Below are 19,765 nucleotides of genomic sequence, written 5' to 3'. Positions count from 1 at the left end.
GGCTTCGGCACCGTTCCCGCCGATGGATTGCGGCGGCGGCGACACGATCAAACGGGTTGAGGGGAAGGGACAGCCGTGGGCAACGAGACGGGAGAGCTTTACACGCGGCTCGGAGAGCCCCTTTTGCCGTTTCCCTATCTCGTGGCGATGATACTCGTCTCGCTCCCGCTCGCGGCCCTTGTCGGGTACCGCTTCGGACACGTCGAATACGGTCGACGGCAATACGACAAGGTCCCGCCCGAGCAGGTTCCCGGCGCCACGTCCCTTGGTGCGATGCTGGCGCTTGTCGGGCTGCTGCTCGGCTTTGCATTCAGTTCGGTGCTCAACTGGCGCGAGGCGCGTCAGACGGCGCTTGTCGAGGAGGCGGCGGCGATCAGCTCGGCTTTTCTGGGCGCCGATCTGCTGAAGGATCCGGGGCGCACCGATCTCCAGACGCAGATCCTCGCCTATGCGCAGACGCGCCTTGCCAGCAACGACGACCTCCGGACGCGGGAGGCCTTCGGTGCGTTTCTCGAACGAACGCTCGAGGCGCAGGCCGAGATCTGGCCCGCCACCATGCGGGCAATGAGCGACGCCACCTCCGATCCGGTCCGGACGCTGGTGGCGCGGGGCGTGATGGACATGCTCGATTCCCATACGCGGCGCATTGCCGCGGCGGCCGAGCAGGTCCCGCCTCCGGCGCAGCTGATGATCTTCCTGGCCGCCTTGGCCGCGATCATGATCGTGGGCAACCGCTCCGCGCTGCAGGGCCGGCCGCAGACCTGGCGCACCTTCGCCTTCGCGGGCCTTCTGGCTGTCGTGATGATCATGATCCTGGATCTCGATCGAATGCATGAAGGCACGATGCGGCTGAATCCGGACACGATGCTCGCCACGATCCACGATATGGAGACGGCCCTGGCGGCTTTGGCGCGTTAGCCCGCAATGTGCCGTCAGTTGGACCGGAGCGCGTCCCCGCACGGACGCAGTTCAGTCCGCCGCGAGACGTCTCCGCGCGTTCGGCCTCACCGCCGCCTCTTGCCGCCCCTTTGACCCGGCCGCCCCGCCGTCGAACGCCCGCTGGCCTTGGTTGCCGCATCCACCGCCTCCTCGACCGCCGATTGCCGCGCAAGGGGATCGTCCGAAAGGACGAGGTCGACCGCTTCGAGCCGCTTGATCTCGTCCCGGAGCCGGGCGGCTTCCTCGAATTCGAGGTTCTCGGCCGCCCTGCGCATCTGGGTGCGAAGGCCGTTGAGATGGGTCTCCAGGTTTGCGCCATGCATGGGCCGGTCGACCTTCGCGGTCACCCGGTTCATGTCGACGTCGCCTTTGTAGAGACCGGCAAGGATGTCCTCGACGTTCTTCTTCACCGTCGCGGGCGTGATGCCGTGGGCCGCGTTGTATGCGATCTGTTTTTCGCGCCGCCGGTTGGTCTCGGCCAGCGCCCGCTCCATCGAGCCGGTGACGCGGTCGGCGTACATGATGACGCGGCCCTCGGCGTTGCGGGCGGCCCGGCCGATGGTCTGGATCAGCGAGGTTTCCGAACGCAGGAAGCCCTCCTTGTCGGCGTCGAGGATCGCCACCAGCCCGCATTCGGGGATGTCGAGCCCCTCGCGCAAAAGGTTGATGCCGACGAGGACGTCAAAGGCGCCGAGGCGGAGGTCGCGCAGGATCTCGATCCGTTCGATCGTGTCGATGTCGGAATGCATGTAGCGCACCCTGATGCCCTGTTCGTGCATGTATTCGGTCAGGTCCTCGGCCATGCGCTTGGTCAGCGTGGTCACGAGGGTCCGGAAGCCCTTGGCGGCGACCTTGCGCACCTCGTCGAGAAGGTCGTCCACCTGCATCTCGACGGGCCGGATCTCGACCTGCGGATCGAGAAGCCCGGTCGGGCGGATCACCTGTTCTGTGAAGACACCGCCGGCCTGCTCCAGTTCCCACGCCGCCGGCGTGGCGGAGACGAAGACCGATTGCGGCCGCATCGCGTCCCATTCCTCGAACTTCAGCGGCCGGTTGTCCATGCAGGAGGGCAGTCGGAACCCGTGCTCGGCGAGGGTGAACTTGCGCCGGTAGTCGCCCTTGTACATGCCGCCGATCTGGGGAACCGAGACATGGCTTTCGTCGGCGAAGACGATGGCGTGGTCGGGGATGAACTCGAAGAGGGTGGGTGGCGGTTCACCGGGGGCGCGGCCGGTCAGGTAGCGCGAGTAGTTCTCGATCCCGGCGCAGGAGCCGGTGGCCTCCAGCATCTCGAGGTCGAAGTTGCAGCGCTGTTCGAGCCGCTGGGCCTCGAGCAGCTTGCCCTCCTCCTGCAACTGCTTCAGCCGCAGCGCCAGCTCCTTGCGGATGCCGACGATGGCCTGTTGCAGCGTCGGGCGCGGCGTGACGTAGTGGGAATTCGCGTAGATGCGGATCTTTTCGAGCGTGTCGGTGCGGGCGCCGGTCAGGGGGTCGAACTCGGTGATCCCTTCGAGCTCCTCGCCGAAGAACGAGAACCGCCAGGCGCGGTCCTCGAGGTGAGCGGGCCAGAGGTCCACGGTATCGCCCTTCACCCGGAACGCGCCGCGCTGGAAGGCGGCATCGGCGCGGCGGTACTGCTGGGCGACCAGATCGGCGAGGAACTTGCGCTGTTCGTAGAGCTTGCCGACCTCCATGTCCTGGGTCATCGCCGAATAGGTCTCGACCGAGCCGATACCGTAGATACACGAGACCGAGGCGACGATGATGACGTCGTCGCGCTCCAGAAGCGCCCGCGTGGCCGAGTGGCGCATCCGGTCGATCTGCTCGTTGATCTGGGATTCCTTCTCGATATAGGTGTCGGTCCGGGCGACATAGGCCTCGGGCTGGTAGTAGTCGTAGTAGCTGACGAAGTACTCGACCGCGTTGTCGGGGAAGAAGCCCTTGAACTCGCCGTAGAGCTGGGCCGCGAGCGTCTTGTTGGGCGCGAGGATGATGGCCGGGCGCTGGGTCTCCTCGATCACCTTGGCCATGGTGAAGGTCTTGCCCGTGCCGGTCGCGCCCAACAGCACCTGGTCGCGCTCGCCGTCGTTCACCCCGGCGCTGAGCTCCGCGATGGCCGTCGGCTGGTCTCCGGCCGGCGCGAAGTCCGTCCGCATCGCGAAGCGCCGGCCGCCCTCGAGCTTGGGCCGGGTCAGGACCTCCGGGCGCGGGGAGGGGGCGTTGGTGTTGTTGTGGGGCATGGGCGATTCCTCCGGCCTCCCCAATTTGATCCGTTTTTGTTCCGGTTCAAGGTTCGGCGCGGGAGTTCATTGTCGCTTTTGGAGGGGAAATCAAGTCCGCGCTTGGGTGTTGTCCGACGAGAGGCCACAAACAGAGAAACCTCACTATCGAAAACAACTTTAGATTGAACCGGCTGCGTTTCGCGGTAACATGGGTCCTGCAAGCAGCACCTGACTGCCGGTCATTGGCACCCACCCACCTGCCACCACCCACCCACGAACGCTCCCTGTAGCACCGACCGGCAGTCAGGCCTGCTCGCCGCCTTGCCGGCCGGGGCGGACAGTTCCTGATCCCACCGGTTCGTCGCTGCCCCGATCCATGCTATCTTCCGAGTCGGGAGCGGGAACGCATGATTGGTTGGAGGGTAATCCATGAAGTATAGCATCGTCGCGACGCTCTTGATTTCCGCGCTTTCAGGCCCGGCGGCGGCCCAGTTCGTTCCCTCCGCAGAGTCGCTTGAGGGCCTTTACCCTGGGAAAACTTATTCGCCGTACGCGAAGCGGCCGTTCCCGAGCCGGGTCTTCTGGGGCGAGTCCCATCTGCACACGGCCCTTTCTCCCGATGCCGGCCTCTTCGGCAATACGCTCGGCCTCGACGAGGCCTACCGCTTTGCCCGCGGAGAAGAGGTGACCTCGGCCACCGGCCTGCCGGTCCGGCTCGCGAGGCCGCTCGACTGGATGGCCGTCGCGGATCATTCCGACATGATGGGCTTCGCGCCGGACCTCTTTGGCGGCGCGCCCGCGATCGTCGACACTGAGCAGGGGAGACGGTGGTTTGAAGGCCTCCAGCAGGGCGGTGAGGCCGCGTCCAGCGCGGCGCTCGATCTCATCACGACCTTTGCCCAGGCGAAGCTCGACCCGAAACTCCTCGCGGCCTACTCGCCCGGCTCCAGCGCCTACAACGCCATCTGGGAGGACGTGATCGAAGCGGCCGAGAGATACAACGATCCGGGCGTGTTTACGACCTTCATCGCCTATGAGTGGACGTCGCTCGTCAAGGGCAACAACCTGCATCGGAACGTCATACTACGCGATGGCGCCCGCCGGGCCGAGCAGGTGGTGCCGATGGTTACCCAGGAGCCGTTCGGCAGCACCGATCCGCTCGACCTCTATGCCTGGCTCGAGACTTACGAAGCGAAAACGGGAGGCCGTGCGCTCGCGATCGCCCACAACGGCAATCTGTCTAACGGGCTGATGTTCCCGATCGATGCGCAATACACCGGCGCCGCCGTCGACGAGAACTACGTCACGCTGCGCGACAAGTGGGAGCCGCTCTACGAGGTCACCCAGATCAAGGGCGATGGCGAGACGCATCCGGTCCTCAGCCCGACCGACGAGTTCGCGGATTTCGAGACTTGGGATGCCGGCAACCTCGACCTGTCGGAGGCCAAGACCGATGCGATGCTGCGCACCGAATATGCGCGCGAGGCGCTGAAGCAGGGTCTTGCGCTCGAAGAGAAGCTCGGGACCAATCCCTACAAATTCGGGATGGTCGGTTCCACCGACAGCCATACCTCGCTCGCCACCGCGGATGAGGACAACTACTTCGGCAAGGCGACAAGCGCCGAACCCTCGCCAAAGCGGATGAGCCACGCCTTTGCAGAGAGCGATAAGGGGGTCTTTCCCGGCTGGTCGCTGTCCGCCTCGGGCTACGCGGGGGTGTGGGCGACCGAGAACACGCGCGAGGCGATCTGGGACGCGATGGCGCGCAAGGAGGTCTACGCGACGACCGGTCCGCGCATGATGGTGCGTTTCTTCGGCGGCTGGGATTTCACCGAAACCGACCTGCGGTCGCGGCAGCCCGCGTTCCGCGGCTACGGGGACGGCGTGCCGATGGGCGGCGACCTCAAGCCGGCGCCCGACGGCGCCGGGGCGCCGACCTTTATGGTCTATGCCCTGCGCGATCCGATCGGCGCCAATCTCGACCGCATCCAGATCGTCAAGGGCTGGCACGCAGCGGACGGAACCCTGAACGAAAAGGTCTATGATGTCGCCTGGTCGGATGGCCGCGAGCCCGGAGATGATGGCAAGTTGCCGCCCGTCGGCAATACCGTCGATCTCGAGGCGGCAAGCTGGACGAACACGATCGGCGCGGCCGAGCTTGGCACCGTCTGGACAGATCCGGAGTTCGATCCGTCGCAAAGGGCGTTCTACTACGCCCGCGTGATCGAGATCCCGACGCCGCGGTGGGTGGTCTACGACGCGGTTCGCTTCGGGGTCGAGATCCCGGAGGACGCGACGACCACGCTCCAGGAGCGGGCCTATACCTCGCCGATCTGGTACACGCCGGCCAGTTGAGCACTGAACGCCCGCGCCGCCTTGTCCTTCCAGAGGGGCGCGGGCGCCGGTGCGATTGCGGATAGGGATCGTCCCCCTTGCAGAGTCCCGCCGGTTTCAGGATAAGAGGCGGGAACCAGATGGAGTTTGCCCATGCGCGCGCGCATCTATCAACCGGCCCGCAACGCGATGCAGTCGGGAACCGCGAAGACGAGGCAATGGTTGCTGGACTTCGCCCCTTCCGAGGCGCGCGAGGTCGATCCCCTGATGGGCTGGACCGGTTCGGGCGACACCCAGGCCCAGGTCCGGCTCAAGTTCGACAGCCGCGAGGCGGCTGAGGACTACGCCCGCGCCAATGGCCTCGACTACGTCGTGAGCGAGCCGCACAAGCGCAAGCCCAATATCCGCGCGCGCGGCTACGGCGAGAACTTCGCGACCGACCGCAAGAGCGCCTGGACGCACTGAGATTTGTGTAAATCGGGATAAAGTTGTCTCGGAATCGGGGTAAAGATCCGGCGAAGCGGCGCCGCTCTCCATATGCTGTGGGCGCCCGGCCAATAGCTGCAACATGCTGAACCTCGCGGATGCAGGCCGAGACAAGCCCTGGCAGCGACCCGTTGGGCGGCCGGAACGGTCGCCCAAGTCATTTCAGGGCCAGCCGAGGTAACGCACAATGGCCATCACGCACCTTGTCACGCACTCCGGCGGCTTTCACGCGGACGAGCTTCTGTCCTCCGTCATCCTGACGCGCCTCTTCCCGGACGCGACCCTGATCCGGTCCCGCGAGGCACAGTGGGTCACGCCCGGCGCGGGCAAGATCATCTACGATGTGGGGCGTGCCCATGATCCGGAGGCGCGAATCTTCGACCACCATCAGCGCCCGAACCCGCTGCGCGCGGATGGTCAGCCCTACAGTTCCTTCGGGCTGATCTGGCAGCAGTATGGGCGCAGCTACCTTCGCGCGCTGGATGTTCCCGAGGCCGATATCGACGGCATTCACCACGACTTCGACCGGGACTTCGTCCTGCCGATCGACCTGATGGATAACGGCGCGCTGGAACCCTCGGTCGCGGGCCCGCTTGCGGGCATGACCCTGCCGGTTCTGCTGGAGTCGCTGAAGCCGGCCTTCGATGAACGCGGCGCCGATGCTGATGATACCGCGTTCATGAAGGCGCTGCCCGTCGCCCGCGCCTTCGTGGAGGCCGTGATAACGGGCAAAGCGGCCGAAGCCCGCGCCGCAGCGATCGTCACCCATGGCATCTCGGCGGCCGGCGCATCGCCCGTCCTGGAACTGCCTATGGGCATGCCCTTCCGTTCGGCGATCGAGAAGGCGGGCGCGGATCACCTATTGTTCGTGGTTCATCCGCGCGAGAGCGACTGGGCCCTGACCACCATCCGCAAACGCGGCGACAGCTTCGAAAGCCGGGCCGACTTGCCCAAGGCCTGGGCAGGTCTGACAGACGAGGCGCTGGAGAAGGCCTGCGGTGTCGAAGGCGCCAAATTCTGCCACAACGCCCGCTTCATCGCCGTGGCAGGAACGCGGGATGCGGTGATGGAAATGGCAAGGCTGGCCGTCGCGGAGACCGAGGCCGCATAGGGTTCGTCAGGCCGATCGCGGTTCCCGGCCAAGGAACCTTTAAAGTCCGAGATGCGCGGGAAGCTCCCCGAGCAAACTTGCGAAGCGAAGACACCTTTCGGCCCATTCGGGACCTTCGCCACGTCGTCAACCGCTGCGGCGCAGCTTCACCAGACTGGCCATTCCCCGGGATCGCGAACCCCGCATGTCCGCAGAGCCTCACGGAAGGCGTGCGCGTCATCCAGCCTCAGTTCGAGGCGTTCCGAAATCAGAATGACTTACGGTTTGCGGCATGCGACACACTAGGCCAGTGGGAGTGGGACGCCTGGCGGGAGCTGGTCGAGAAGCTGTAGAGCGTATCTTGGTCCCGTCGCGCCTGACCGCGATACTGCAAGCTTATGGGGTGAATCCGTGCTTCTCAAAATAGTTAGAGAAATCTACGACAGGCATCTGGCAGACCCGACATCGGACTCGTTGTTAATGAAGCTACGCGGCGATGCGCGGGAGGAGCGTTTCCAGCGGGTTAAGATGGTCCGTGACCTTGCGTATCGAGCGATCCCGTTCGTCATCGAACCCGCCGCGCTTGACCTTGTCGCTACCGTGCAGTCCGGCGTAAACTTGGTCGAGGATTTTGGCCCACTGCTCCTCGATGCCCCGCTGCCTTTTGACTCGGTCTGGATGGAGTTCGGGGAGGAAGTCGGAGGGAAGCACATTGGATCTGGTGTTCTAATCCAGAAGGTTGGCGGCAAGATTCTTGTCTGCACCCTTCACCGGCCGGCCGGTGAGCAGCTGATCGAGCCCCTGCTGTTCCTGACGGTGGACTCTGATGCAAAGCTCGATATGAGAGCTGATCCGTTCACCTCGCTCCGGTTCATCAGCGGCTACGAGGGAAGCCAAGATGAAAGGGTTAGCCAGTTCTTCGCTGAGGCGTTCCCGCAGACCGGCTGGACGATTCTGAACGCTGTTGGGGCGATGCACCTGATCGCCGCGAAGGGTGGGCCACTCGATGCGAATGAGGAGCCGATGTTCTCGCGCCCGGAGCGGCGGCGGCTAGAGCGGGAGGGAGCGCTTTCCACCGGGGCCTCACCTACCGTAACCAGGATCAGGGTAAACGCCCAGGGGCAACTGCACCTTAAGGCGGTTGATGACGAGGAGGGCGGTTCAGGAGGCGCCCGACGTCGGGCTCATCGGGTTCGGGGCCACTACATGCGGACGGCAAGGGGGTCAAGCTGGCGCAAAGCACATATTCGCGGCCTGGGTCAGGTGAACGAGACCGTTCGGGTGATCGAGCCTACGATTGAGGCTAAACCATCCGACTGACCGAGCAAGGGGCGCCAGGGTTGTGACGATGAAGGCGCTGGCATGCAACATCAACGGAGTTGTCGGCCTCATCGGGATTCGGCAATCGATGCAGGCCATTCCGGCCAGATCATGGACTGTTGTCCCCTATTCTTTCGCCATGCGCCGCTCTGCTAGGTCAACAGACCCCCAAATGCGCCGTAGGGCTTTGGCGCGCCGGAAAAGGCGGCGGCACGGACGCCCATATGAAAGCTTTGACACGCCCGGCCCTGAGCCGTCGCTCCCACTGGCCCCTAAGAAGGGCTGGTCCCAGCCCATTCTAGACGTTTTCTCTAGCCAGATGCACATGGTTGCCGCGTGGTGCCCCGAGAATAAGGCCAACCTTTTCTCGGCTCCGCCATCACTCCCGCACGAAGTATTTTCTAAGCGTGTGCCAAAACGCCCAGAATACGGCACCTCAATGAAATGCTAAGAAGCGTCCGTTGCGGAATCCCTAAGAACGCTCCAGTATCTAATCTTCCACTGCCAAAATGTGACCGTAGTCTTTGCGTGCGATAATGGCTTTTGCCTCTGCCGCTCGAGACATATTCGGCACCAATATATCGGCGCCACCTCGTCGCGCCATGCTAATCCAGCTTTCTTTAATCATCGCGTCTATAATACTATTGATATGACCTCTTCGATCCTCTGGTCGGCCCCGATACATTGCGCCAAGATGACGACCTCTCGTTGATTGTATGAAGACCTTGTCGATTATTGAGATCAGATCAAGGTAGTTTTCTGGGGCCCCAGCATTTCTGAGCGTGTCATAGCTTATGTCGACAATCTCAACATTGTCGATTTGGTTGTGCGGTACAATGCTACGCATTAGATAATCTCGCATCACCTCAGGAGCCACCACGCGCGTCATCTGACAGTTTTGGAACGCGGGCATGTCTCGCTCGCCAACTACATCTATAACCACACTCTCAAAGGCACAGGAATCGAACGTGAAGGAAGAAAAATCTACTCCACCATCGATAGTCAAGCCAGTTGAAAAAACATTAGAAAGAAATATCTCACCTGAAATGTTCGCGGAACTTGAAAATGCTACGTTGATCAAATCTGCACAGAGATTCCGTGCGCCATCTGAATGTTGAGGGGAAAATACTCGGAGCGACTCGCTTAATTTACTATTCCTAGCGTTGCCAAGGCGATTGTAAACAACGCTTCGGCCTAGCTCTCCCAATGGATGCACAATTCCTTCATGGGTAGCTACTTGGTAGTTGTATGGCATGCGAATGGCAGCTTCCACATCTCCAGCGCTGAGGCAGTCAGCTAAGTCAGGGTCGACAAAGAAACGAGACCCTCTTTCAAGCTCCGAAGCCTCGACGCCGTTCAAGCTTCCAGAGAGGCCAGGGAGTCGAAGAATTGCTGTGACGCTCCTTTCTTCAGGTTCGACGCCTGTAATTTCTACAAATGCTCGGCGGCAATCCGCAAAGGCCAGGGGCCCTCTGCGATCCGAACGGCGACGAGCAAATGTCGCGAGGCGACTATAGATTTGCCTTAGCTCTCCCGGTTCGAGCGCAATATAGACCTGGCTGACTTCACGCTCGCAGATCTTGTCTACCAAATAGTCCCAACCTGATGCTGGGTCTGAAATGCGCATCTCTGCATCGGCTTCCAAACCCTCAATCAGATCATTCTGTTTCACGTATGAGATCAAGAGAGGTTTTTTAGGGACCCAGTCTGGAACTCCACCTTCCCATCCGTGATCAGCAATGAAACGAGCGAGGTCATCATCGTCCAAATCATGAATCTCAAACAACTTCCAACCGCTATTAACGCCGACCGCAGCGTGTAGTTCCGCGTCTGTATCGAAATAATTGTTTCTTCCTGCAAGAAGAATACTCCCCTCCTTGGGCGTTTCTTCGACCAGGCGGCGGACCAAGTTAATAGCTGAATTTCTGAGGTCCTGTGCTCGCTTTCGAGAGCCAGTGGCAATCCGAGGCGCAAGTTCATCAAATCCATCCAGAATCAGATAAACTAAACCAGATCGCCATGCCTTTATTAGATTCTCAGGCTTTTTTAACCCGACGCTGGATGCATGGCGTCGAATACATTCATCTGGATCATATTGTTCCACGTGATCTCGAAGGTTTACGTACACTGGAAATTGGGAATCCGCTCCCTGTCTATATTGCAAAGATAACTTCTGAAAAATATCCCTGAGCGCCATGCTCTTGCCCGCGCCATATTCACCAACGAGCAACCCTCTAAGGGGAGATTTTGAAAGTTGCCGAGCTATTGCTCCTGTGTGAAGGTAATCCCCGGTGACTGTGTTTAAGATTTTCGTCGGAGTATACCTTAGTTTAGCATCGAATCTGCCATCTTCCGGACCGCGAATGCTTCCAAAAGGTTTTTCTCTCGCTCAATCAAATACTCTTTTGCGTCAATCATTGATGCGTAGAAGGCATCATAAGTTCGGTGATTAATGATTGACTTGTACTGTGCAAGGACTGCCCCTTGGTCTCCAGTTGGCTCAAATCTTGTTATATACCAGCCTGTAACACCTTTGTCAGGGTGCAACCCTCTGAGCTTGCGAACAAGGGACTCAAGCTTCTTACAGCTGTCGGCCGTGTGCTTAGCATTCTTCGCAGTGGTGATTTCCAGACAGTAAATGTGCTGCTCGTTTTCCAAGACGCCATCGCGTTCCTTGTCATCGATAACCACAGCTCCGTTATAGCCCGTCGCTCCCCAACACTCCGTCGCAATCTTTCTAACAAACGCCTCAAACTCATAATTATCTGAAAAATTGAACTTCATTTGTGGTCCCTGTGCCTCATTAGGGCGTTATCGTCGGAAAGTCGCGGCCAGCATGCCATACCACTTCAGTATATTTGCAGCGGAAAACTGAAGGCTTTTTCTAGGATCATCATGCGGGCCTCGAACTGTTGCTATAGTTCTCTATCTTTGAATTAGGATCGCTCGTTTCGATCCGTAGTCGCGCGGAGTCACGAACGCGATTCTCGGTCTGTTCTTCGGCTGTGAAGTTTTGAGGCTCGGCTTCGCCCGCGCTCCGCGTTTGTTGCCATTGTATTCGCTCCCCGAGCATTGCGGACGCTCGTGCCGTGCGCCGCGAATGCCGGCTTTCCGCCCTTCTGTAGTAATTGCACTATGCCGCATCGGAACGAACAGGTTGTTTGGAGTGGGAGGCCGACGCTTCGCTGCGTCGATACACCAGTACGCTCGTAAGTTGCGGACCTCGTGTAATCAAGGGCTGCGGTTCCAGTTTATCGTTGATTTCAGCCTACAGCCCCTCCACCTGAATTCCATTCTCTGCCAGCCAGGTCTTTCGCCACCGCCAGTCGGGAAGATGCTGCTCGACCTTTATCCAGAAACTCGACGAGTGATCAGGATGATGCGCGTGCGCGAGTTCGTGGACCATGACGTATTGCACAATACGAGGCGGAAGGAGGATGGCCTTCCAGTGAAACGAGATTCGCCCGTCGGAACCGAACGAGCCCCAGCGGAAGCCAAGGTCCTGTACTTTGACCTCCTTGACTTGGACACCCATACGGGTCGCATGCTCGGTCACTTGTTTCTCAAACCACTGCTGGGCTCGCCTCGCGTACCAGGAAATGAACGCGTCCCGCCCACGATGGATTGAACTTCTCCGCAGGCAAAAGCGGCCGTTCTTCAAAGAAAGGTCGACGAGCTGTTTCTCTACCAGGCGCAGTCGATAGCTCTTCCCGAGATACAGAAATCCTTCGCCTTCAACGAATTCTTTGACCGGAGCGCGTTCTTGAAGTCGGGCTTTCTCTTCGATCTTGGTGTGGATCCAGAGGAGCTTCTCTTCCACAAAGTCGATCAGATGCTGGTCCGTTACTTGCGAAGGAGCAACGATCGACAGTTCTCCAGACCGTTCCACAGTGATTTGAAGGGTCTTTCGCCGATCGCTTCGATGAACCTCGAAAGTAAGGCCGTCCACCTCAAGCCTGTGATCGCTGATGCGGGCCGGCTTGCCGCCTGTCCTGATCGGAGAGAGAGGTAAGCTTGGCATCAGGCAGCCCTTAGCTTGTCATCGTTGGCTTTCGCCTGGTGCATGATCTGATCCGCCAGGCTCTCGGCATCGGCGACACTGAACCCCTTCAATTGTTTGTCGAAGATGATTTCGAATATCTCCGATCGAAGGTTTTCTTGATCAGCCATCTTGAAGCTGCTCCAGATGGACCGGTTGGCGCAGATTTCTTCAATGATGCGATCCACGACCTCCATGGTCATCTGATGGATGGTGTGCAGCTGTTCTGCAGAGGTCTCGTCGTCCGCCGAGCAGGCTTCGAGAACGGTTCGAAGGAAGGGAACGTAGATCTCAGCGATGTCAGCGGTGGTTACATCGTTCGGCTGCGAGTGCGAACGCAGTTCATCGATTATCGCCTGTAGCTGCTCGATGATCTGGTCCCATTGCTGCCCGAACCCGTCGAGGATCTGGTTCAGGCGTTCCGACATCTTCTTGAAGCGCACCGGGTCGGTCTCGAGGTTCTTTCGAATATGCGAGCGGATCGCGTGCTCCATCTCGGACGCCTTCGCGCGGCTAGGTGAAGCTTGGCCAACCTGGTTATCGAATTCGGCATCGGTCAGCTGCACCGGCGGGATCTTCGGGTCGATACCGAGGGAGATCACATGGTCATCAATGAGTTTCCGGACCTTCGCGCCGACGTCCGAGCCGATAGCCATGACATCCCGATACCGGTTGCGGGCGCGCGCATGTATGTAGGCAAGGCGTTTGGCATCCTTGACGAAGGGGAGACCTTCAGGACGCGGCAGCACAATCTCCAATGATTTCAAAAAGTCCTTAAGCTTCACCGTAAATTCAGCGCGCGCCTTCTCGGTGGCCAGAACATTCAGACAGCCTTCGTCATCGGACAGTTCATCAAGGCCTGCTCGGCGGAAAATGTCGACGACACGTATATGCCGATCCCGTAGAACCGGGACTTGATCATTCAGGCTGACCAGCGCGCCATCTATGTCTTCATCCGAGTAGGCGGCGAGCGCGGCCTTCAGGTGATGAGCCACCCCGAAATAGTCGACGACTATCCCGCAGGTCTTCCCAAAGCCGGTGCGGTTCACACGCGCAATGGCCTGCAAGAGCTCGGCCTCGCGGATGGATCGGTCCAGGTACATCACGCCCTCGATCGGGGCGTCGAACCCGGTCAGCAGCATCGATTTGACGATCAGGAAAGCCAGCGGGTCGGCCTTGGCTGGATCCTTGTGGAACAGGGGCTTCTTGAACCTCTTGATCCGCGTTTCCTGGACTGAGCCTTCGGTCCACTGCTTCCAGCTCGCATCATCGTTGTTTCCGCCAGACATGATGGCGGCAAACTCGAGCTTATCCAGCGTGTCCCGGTATCGCCAGGCCTGCACCAACGACTGCAACCTTGGCGGCTTTGTACAAAGCGCTTCATCGTCCATCGCCTTGTCGTGATCCGAGAGCGCGGCGGCCTCTGCGACCAGCTCATCCCGCGCTTTGAGAAAGGCAGCATGATATCGCACGACCGCAGTACGGCTGTAGGCCACTACCTGGGCCTTGTAGCCGTTCGGCAGAAGGTTGGTCACGTAGTGTCGGAGCATGTCGCGGGCCTTCTCGGCGATCAGCGCCGGCGCCTCGAGGATATTGCCCTTGGTCGCGTACTTCTTTCGGATCGCTTCCAGTTCTTCATCCGTGCGACCGCGGAACATGTCCTCGAAGAGCCCGTCCAGCGTCGCGCCGTCCTTCACCGCGCCTTCGGCGGTCCGTCCCTCGTAAAGCACGGGCACAGTGGCCCCATCGGCTTCGGCTTCCTTGATCGTGTATTGGTCGATGAACGCGCCAAATATCTGGGTGGTGCGCTTCTTCTCGCCCATGATGATCGGTGTGCCGGTGAAGCCGATCCGGGCGCAATTCGGCAGCGCGGCCAGCAGGTTTGCGTGCAAGTCACCCGCCTGCGTGCGGTGCGCCTCGTCCACCACCACAACGATCGTCTCGTCCTCGTTCAGCACCTCGAAGGCCGGCCCCTTCGTGACCTCGGCCACATCCTCATCCGTGCGGTATTTCTGGATCGTGGCAAAGATCAGTCCCGGCCCCTTGCGCTTGGCGAGCTTCTTCAGCGAACCGGCACTCGTTGCAAGCTCCACCACATCCCCCGAAAGGGTTGCGGTTTCGGAGAGCTGCCGCTGGAGATCGCGCCGGTCGGTGACCATGATCACCTTGAACTTCCGCAGGGCCAGATCCGTCCGCATCTTGCGGATCATGAACACCATGGTCAGGCTCTTGCCCGACCCTTGGGTGTGCCAGACGATGCCGCCGCGGCGGTCATATTCGCCGTCCTGAGACCGCGTCTTGCCGGTCCGCAGCCGTTCCAGCGCGCGGTTCACGGCGCGGTATTGCTGATACCGGCAAACGGTCTTGATGGTCTGGCCGCCCACCTGCATGAACAGCAAGTAGTGCCGCAGGATATCCAGAAGGTGCGCCGGCCGCAGCATGCCGGCGACAAGACGCTCCTGCTCGGACAGGCCCTTCTTGCCCAACGCCTTCGCCGCCTCATCCTCGGAGCCTGTGCCATCGGGGCCGACCACCGTTTTCCACTGGCCGTAATATTCCAGCCCCGCGCCGATGCAGCCCACGCGGGCCTGGTCGAAGCTCGTGGCGATCAAGAGCTGGACCGAGGCAAAAAGCGCGGGCGCGCCTTCGTTTTCCTCGACCTCCAGAGCGGCCTTTCGGGCGTTGTGATAGCGGCGGAGTTGCTTGACCGCCTCGGCCAGCGGTTCGGGGATGCCGGGGCTTTTCGCCTCGACCACCACCACAGGGATGCCGTTCACCATCATCACCACATCGGGGATGATGAAACCCTTGCCCACATCATGGCCGGGCGGGCAGTCGACGCGGAACTGGTTGGCGATAGTGAAGCTGTTGGCCCCCGCATCGTCCCAGGCGATGTAGCGGATGGTCTGGCCGCGCCCGCCGTCCCAGCCGGGCAGGCCCTCGACCGTCAGGCCCTTGAGCAGTAGTTCGGTGACCGCCTGGTTTGCCTCCATCAGGCCCCGCTGGCCATGCCGGGTCAGGGCGTTGACGGCCTCGGACAGGCGCGCATCGTCCAGCCATGGCTGGCCATCGGGGCCGGGGTTGATGGCGCGCAGACGGTCGCGCAGGGTGGCCTCGGCGATGACCTCCTTGAAGTTCGTGCGTCCGGTCAGGGCGGGGTCATCCTTGGTTCCCGTCTGCGCCTGCCAACCCATGGCGACACATTGGTCTATGAAGGGCTTTTCGACGTCGTTATACTCGTGACCCATGGGCAGACCCTTCGGCTATAGAAGCGCGGTGACGGGTGTCCTGCCGGTGAGCAGGTCGTCCATCAAGCCGGATTTCAAGGACTTCAGTTTGCCTGCTTCTAGCTGTGTGCTTTCGATCTGGCTGTCGATCTCGTCAAGCCGCTCGGCAATCTGGTCTTGCTCGAACCTATCAGGTCTTAAGACTGGCAGCCCGCGGATTGTTGGCAAATTCAGTCCTGCTTTCGCGCCCGCATCATTGAGTTTCGACAAATGGTTCTGCGATACAGGTGAAGCCAAGAAGTGACCGAGGAACCTTGAGCTGATCAGGTTCTTGTTTGGCCGGATCAGGGCAACATGCTGATTGATGTAGGCCTCGCCGAATTCGGCCGGGATGACGCCCACGATTCCCAGATCAGCAGTGATCGAAACCAGAACGTCGCCTTCTTCAAGACTTGTACGCTGACCGTCAGCGTTCGATGGAGGCCTTACATAGATCAGTGACGCGAGCCGTAGATTTACGTGCTCGCGCGTCAGGTTCCCGATGCGAACGAAAACGGCCCCCGCTTCGGAATAGTATCGCGCCCAGTCGCGCGATCCGCTGGTCACGGTCGTGGATACACCAAAGACATCCGTCTCTTCCCACTCCTTCGGCAGCCAGCCGAGTGGGGTTTGGTGGTAGAGGTGAGGGGCCTCGGGCTGTGGGGGGCGGAGGTCGCCGTTGGCGTCCATGCCGCGGGTCAGCAGGTCATGCAGCAGCCCCTGCTTCATCGCGCGCAGCTTCGCCACCACCGCCTCAGTGCCCCTTATCGCCGCGTCCAACGTGTCGAGGATCTCGGCGATTTTGGATTGATGCTCCGGATCAGGAATGGGAACGGAAAAATGCGAAAGGCCTTTCCACGATGTGCGCGGCATCTTTGTGCCCATCGAGGTGCGCTCGGCCTCCGCTCCAACAGCTTCGGTTTGAAACACACGGGCCGCAAATCGGGGATCATTGCCGCCACGAGCACGCAAGACCAGAATATCTGTGGAGCAATAGCCCGCAAATGGCGCGGATACACATTTTCGAAGGTTGGGGCGCAGCTTACCGAAAAGGATGTCACCTTCCTCGAATACCGAGTTGACACTGACAGATGCCTCGGATGGCGCCCATCCCAGCAGTTGCGAGTTACGTTGCCCGATATGTTCCAGGCCAACGTATGGACGGTTAGGGTTCTTTTTCACCGCGATTTTGTCGTCGACAGGTTCGACAAGCTCGGCAAGGCTACGAAGCGGCAATTGCGCGGGTTCAGACATACCCCAACCCCTTCAGGAAACCGGCCAGCTTCTCGGTCGCCTCGGCCCGTGCGCCCTCGATCTGGATCAGGGTCACGCGATACTTGTCCCACCAGTTCTCGAACGCCGCCACGATCTGCCCGCGCTGTGCGGCGATGTAGCGGGTCAGGATCTTTTCCATGTCGTCATGCAGGATCTTCAGCAGCAGCTCGGCGGCCTCCTCGGGTGACAGCCCATCGACATCCTTGTTGATCTCGTCGGTGAACTGGTCCTTCTTGGCCTTGAGGGTCTTCTTGACCTCGGTCAGACCCTTCTTCCAGCGCTTGACCTGCGCCTCGTCCACCGGTTCGGCGTCGTCCTCTTCCTCCTCGCTTTCCTCGGGCGTAGCGGTCGCGGCCTTGATCTGGGCATCCAGCTCGGTCTTGCGCGCCTCCAGCTCGGCGATCTCGGTTACGAAACCGCCCATCAGGAAGGCGACCAGCTTGTGGTCCAGCGGGTTTTCCTTGTTCCCCTTGTCCTCCAGCGCGGTGACAATCGAGGTGCGCCAGGCATCGACCACGCCCCTGGTGTCGCGCGCCATGAGGGTGAGGAAGTCGAACCGCGACTGGTTCCAGAACTGCGCGATGATCCCACGCACGGTGAACGGGTCCAGCATGGCCAGACTTTCAAGTGTGCTCGAGAAGCTGGAGAGGAGTTCATCGCGCAGGGCAATAAGGGCGGCGGGTTCGTCGGCGCCAGCGAGGGCGACGATATTCGCCTGATGCGCGGCCCACCAGTCGTTGAAGCTGTCCTTGATCTCCGCCTCGCGGGCAAGGAGGCCTGCGTTGGTCTCGATGGCCGCCTTCAGGTCGGATTTGGCCGTCAGGTGAGAGGCGAAGTCGAGGTAGCGGTCATCGCGCGGCACGAACAGATCCATGGGGTCGAGCCCGTGGGATTTGAACAGGTCGGACTTGGCCGCAACCTCGGCTTTCGGGATGCCACCGACCAGGTGAGCGCGCACGTCATGCGGCTCGGGCGGCGGCGCGTTGTCGGCATAGCGGCGGATGTTGAGGTTCCAGTCGTTCTCTTTCAGCGTCTTAAGGTCGACGATGGCCGAGAAGCCGGGGATCTCGCGGTATTCCTCGAAAGTGGTGACGATCTTTTCGATATGCTCGGGCAGCAGGTGGTTTTGCGCGCGACCCTCGAAATACTCGCGATCGGCATTGATGAAGAGCACCTTGCCCTGGCGTTCCTTGGGCTTGCCCGAAACGAGGTTTGCTCCGTTGTGGACGCGCTGGCGCAGGACGATGACGCAGGCGGGAATGCCGGTGCCGTAGAAGAGCTGCGGGCCGAGGCCGATGACCGCCTCGATCTGGTCGCTCTCGATGATCTTCTGGCGGATCTTGCCCTCGTCGCCGCCGCGGAACAGCACGCCGTGGGGCATGACGGTGGCGATCATGCCGCCGTCACGCGTGACGTGCAGCATATGCTGAAGGAACATCAGGTCGGCCTTCTTGGAGCCGAGCGGAACCTCATGGACGAAGCGTTCGCGGAACTTCGGCTGCCAGGTGTATTCGCCGGACTTGTCCTTGTCCTTCGAGCCCCAGTTGATCGAGAACGGCGGATTGGTCAGGATCCGGTCAAAGCGACGGAGTTCGCCGTTTTCGACATGCTGCGGCTCGCCGAGGGTATCCTCGTTGCGCAGGTCAGCGCTGTTGATGCCATGCAGCAACATGTTCATCTTGGCGATGGACCAGACGGTGCCCGCGTTCTCTTGGCCAAAGAGATTGGCCTTGCGGCCGTCCTGGCCGTGCTCGTCGATGTACTCCTTGGCTGCGATCAGCATACCGCCCGAGCCACAGCAGGGATCGTAGATGTCGTGTTCGAGGGTGGGTTTCAGAAGCCGGACCATCATTCGGACGACGGAGCGCGGGGTGTAGAATTCGCCCCCCTTCTTGCCCGCGGAATCCGCGAACTCCCCGATGAGATATTCGTAGGCCGCTCCGAGCAGATCCGGAAACTCGAAATCTTCGTTCCGCAGGCGGATTTCACCGAAATGGTTGATCAGCTGGCGTAGCTTTTGGTCGCTGATCTTGCTCTGCCCAACCTTCCGAGTGAAGTCGATGTGGTCGAGGACGCCCTCAAGGGCGATGTTCTCCGACTCGACGCCGCCCAGCGCCTTGTTCAGCTTATCCCCAATGTTTTCATGGGCTTCATCGACGAGAAACTTGAAGCGGGACTGCGGAGGAACCCAGAATGTGCCGCTGCGGCCGTACCAGACTTTGTTTTCGGCATCCTCTGCAGCCTGTTCGGGAGAGACCCCATTGGCGACGCGTTTCTGGATGACCTCGAGCCGAGCCTGTTCAAAGACATCCGAACACCGTTTCAGGAACAGCATTCCGAAAATGTACTCCTTGAACTCCGAGGCATCCATTTTGCCACGAAGGATATCCGCCGCGCTGAACAGGTGGCGTTCGAGCTGAGCCAAGGTCAAAGGCATGTTGTATTTCTCGTCACTTTTGATCGCAACTTGCGGTAGATTCACGGAAAGGGCAATCCGTGAACCAAGCGTTATAACCCACGAAGCGCCCGAGGTCGTGTCTTTCTGGCAACGCTTTGATTTATGTGAAAAATCCCGCCGCCGCAGCCTCAGCGGCCAATCTTTGTTGGCGATGACCCACCTGTGGCCGCTTGCGAAAATCGAAGCGTGATCGGGGCGGCCGAAAAAATCTCTCGATTGCCGGGCGAACTGACTTGCGGTTGCCGGTAGCACCCCCCTATCCATGCCTTCGCAGCAAGGACCAAAACGATGAATCGCGCAAGCCTCATCATAACGGGCGTCATACCCGTTTCGTGA

At 60.5% G+C, this 19,765-nt stretch carries 12 protein-coding genes; 5 read left to right on the top strand and 7 right to left on the bottom strand.

What is annotated here, in order from left to right:
- Window positions 1-75 precede the first annotated feature (75 nt).
- Complete coding sequence (locus tag OEZ60_RS07440; protein ID WP_263334689.1) at window positions 76-918, top strand: bestrophin-like domain; 843 nt, start codon at window positions 76-78, stop codon at window positions 916-918.
- Between the two features lie 86 nt (window positions 919-1,004).
- On the opposite strand, the gene uvrB is transcribed toward OEZ60_RS07440, so the two are convergent.
- On the bottom strand, window positions 1,005-3,179 hold the full coding sequence (gene uvrB, locus OEZ60_RS07435; protein WP_263334687.1) for an excinuclease ABC subunit UvrB: 2,175 nt from the start codon (window positions 3,177-3,179) through the stop codon (window positions 1,005-1,007).
- 411 nt (window positions 3,180-3,590) lie between these two features.
- Here uvrB and OEZ60_RS07430 point away from each other — a divergent pair, with 411 nt between their 5' ends.
- From OEZ60_RS07430 to OEZ60_RS07415, 4 genes are all read left to right on the top strand, one after another.
- Window positions 3,591-5,516: a DUF3604 domain-containing protein gene (locus OEZ60_RS07430; RefSeq protein ID WP_263334685.1), complete on the top strand. Its 1,926-nt coding sequence runs from the start codon at window positions 3,591-3,593 to the stop codon at window positions 5,514-5,516.
- Window positions 5,517-5,648: 132 nt separating this feature from the next.
- A complete protein-coding gene (locus tag OEZ60_RS07425) occupies window positions 5,649-5,960 on the top strand; it encodes an ETC complex I subunit (protein ID WP_263334684.1) in 312 nt (103 codons plus the stop codon).
- A 208-nt stretch (window positions 5,961-6,168) separates the two neighbouring features.
- Window positions 6,169-7,092 (top strand): MYG1 family protein, encoded by a 924-nt coding sequence (locus OEZ60_RS07420; protein ID WP_263334681.1) that lies wholly within the window; start codon window positions 6,169-6,171, stop codon window positions 7,090-7,092.
- Between the two features lie 390 nt (window positions 7,093-7,482).
- On the top strand, window positions 7,483-8,391 hold the full coding sequence (locus OEZ60_RS07415; RefSeq protein ID WP_263334679.1) for a hypothetical protein: 909 nt from the start codon (window positions 7,483-7,485) through the stop codon (window positions 8,389-8,391).
- Window positions 8,392-8,881: 490 nt separating this feature from the next.
- On the opposite strand, the gene OEZ60_RS07410 is transcribed toward OEZ60_RS07415, so the two are convergent.
- From OEZ60_RS07410 to OEZ60_RS07385, 6 genes are all read right to left on the bottom strand, one after another.
- Window positions 8,882-10,621, bottom strand: coding sequence for an NACHT domain-containing protein (locus tag OEZ60_RS07410; protein WP_263334677.1), 1,740 nt, complete (start codon window positions 10,619-10,621; stop codon window positions 8,882-8,884).
- A 95-nt stretch (window positions 10,622-10,716) separates the two neighbouring features.
- On the bottom strand, window positions 10,717-11,175 hold the full coding sequence (locus OEZ60_RS07405) for a hypothetical protein (protein WP_263334675.1): 459 nt from the start codon (window positions 11,173-11,175) through the stop codon (window positions 10,717-10,719).
- Between the two features lie 484 nt (window positions 11,176-11,659).
- The gene (locus OEZ60_RS07400; protein ID WP_263334674.1) at window positions 11,660-12,412 is read right to left on the bottom strand and encodes a M48 family metallopeptidase; all 753 of its coding nucleotides are present in this window, start codon (window positions 12,410-12,412) and stop codon (window positions 11,660-11,662) included.
- Window positions 12,412-15,678 (bottom strand): type I restriction endonuclease subunit R, encoded by a 3,267-nt coding sequence (locus OEZ60_RS07395; protein ID WP_263334672.1) that lies wholly within the window; start codon window positions 15,676-15,678, stop codon window positions 12,412-12,414. Before OEZ60_RS07395 ends, OEZ60_RS07400 begins: the two co-directional genes overlap by 1 nt.
- A 15-nt stretch (window positions 15,679-15,693) precedes the next feature.
- Window positions 15,694-16,950: a restriction endonuclease subunit S gene (locus OEZ60_RS07390; protein ID WP_263334670.1), complete on the bottom strand. Its 1,257-nt coding sequence runs from the start codon at window positions 16,948-16,950 to the stop codon at window positions 15,694-15,696.
- Window positions 16,943-19,693, bottom strand: a complete 2,751-nt coding sequence (locus OEZ60_RS07385) for a type I restriction-modification system subunit M (protein WP_263334668.1) — start codon at window positions 19,691-19,693, stop codon at window positions 16,943-16,945. The genes OEZ60_RS07390 and OEZ60_RS07385 overlap by 8 nt, the downstream gene beginning before the upstream one ends.
- Window positions 19,694-19,765 lie beyond the last annotated feature (72 nt).

This window comes from Albidovulum salinarum, from assembly GCF_025673475.1.
GTDB classification, from domain to species: Bacteria; Pseudomonadota; Alphaproteobacteria; order Rhodobacterales; family Rhodobacteraceae; genus Albidovulum; species Albidovulum salinarum.
The sequence above is the reverse complement of the archived record's forward strand: the minus strand, read 5'-3'. Positions and strand labels throughout refer to the sequence as shown.

Bases quoted from the DNA above. Each gene is read 5' to 3' on its own strand.
- OEZ60_RS07385 (WP_263334668.1), bottom strand. From the start codon at position 19,693: ATGGATAGGGGGGTGCTACCGGCAACCGCAAGTCAGTTCGCCCGGCAA.
- OEZ60_RS07405 (WP_263334675.1), bottom strand. From the start codon at position 11,175: ATGAAGTTCAATTTTTCAGATAATTATGAGTTTGAGGCGTTTGTTAGA.
- OEZ60_RS07430 (WP_263334685.1), top strand. From the start codon at position 3,591: ATGAAGTATAGCATCGTCGCGACGCTCTTGATTTCCGCGCTTTCAGGC.
- OEZ60_RS07390 (WP_263334670.1), bottom strand. From the start codon at position 16,950: ATGTCTGAACCCGCGCAATTGCCGCTTCGTAGCCTTGCCGAGCTTGTC.
- OEZ60_RS07395 (WP_263334672.1), bottom strand. From the start codon at position 15,678: ATGGGTCACGAGTATAACGACGTCGAAAAGCCCTTCATAGACCAATGT.
- OEZ60_RS07400 (WP_263334674.1), bottom strand. From the start codon at position 12,412: ATGCCAAGCTTACCTCTCTCTCCGATCAGGACAGGCGGCAAGCCGGCC.
- uvrB (WP_263334687.1), bottom strand. From the start codon at position 3,179: ATGCCCCACAACAACACCAACGCCCCCTCCCCGCGCCCGGAGGTCCTG.
- OEZ60_RS07425 (WP_263334684.1), top strand. From the start codon at position 5,649: ATGCGCGCGCGCATCTATCAACCGGCCCGCAACGCGATGCAGTCGGGA.
- OEZ60_RS07420 (WP_263334681.1), top strand. From the start codon at position 6,169: ATGGCCATCACGCACCTTGTCACGCACTCCGGCGGCTTTCACGCGGAC.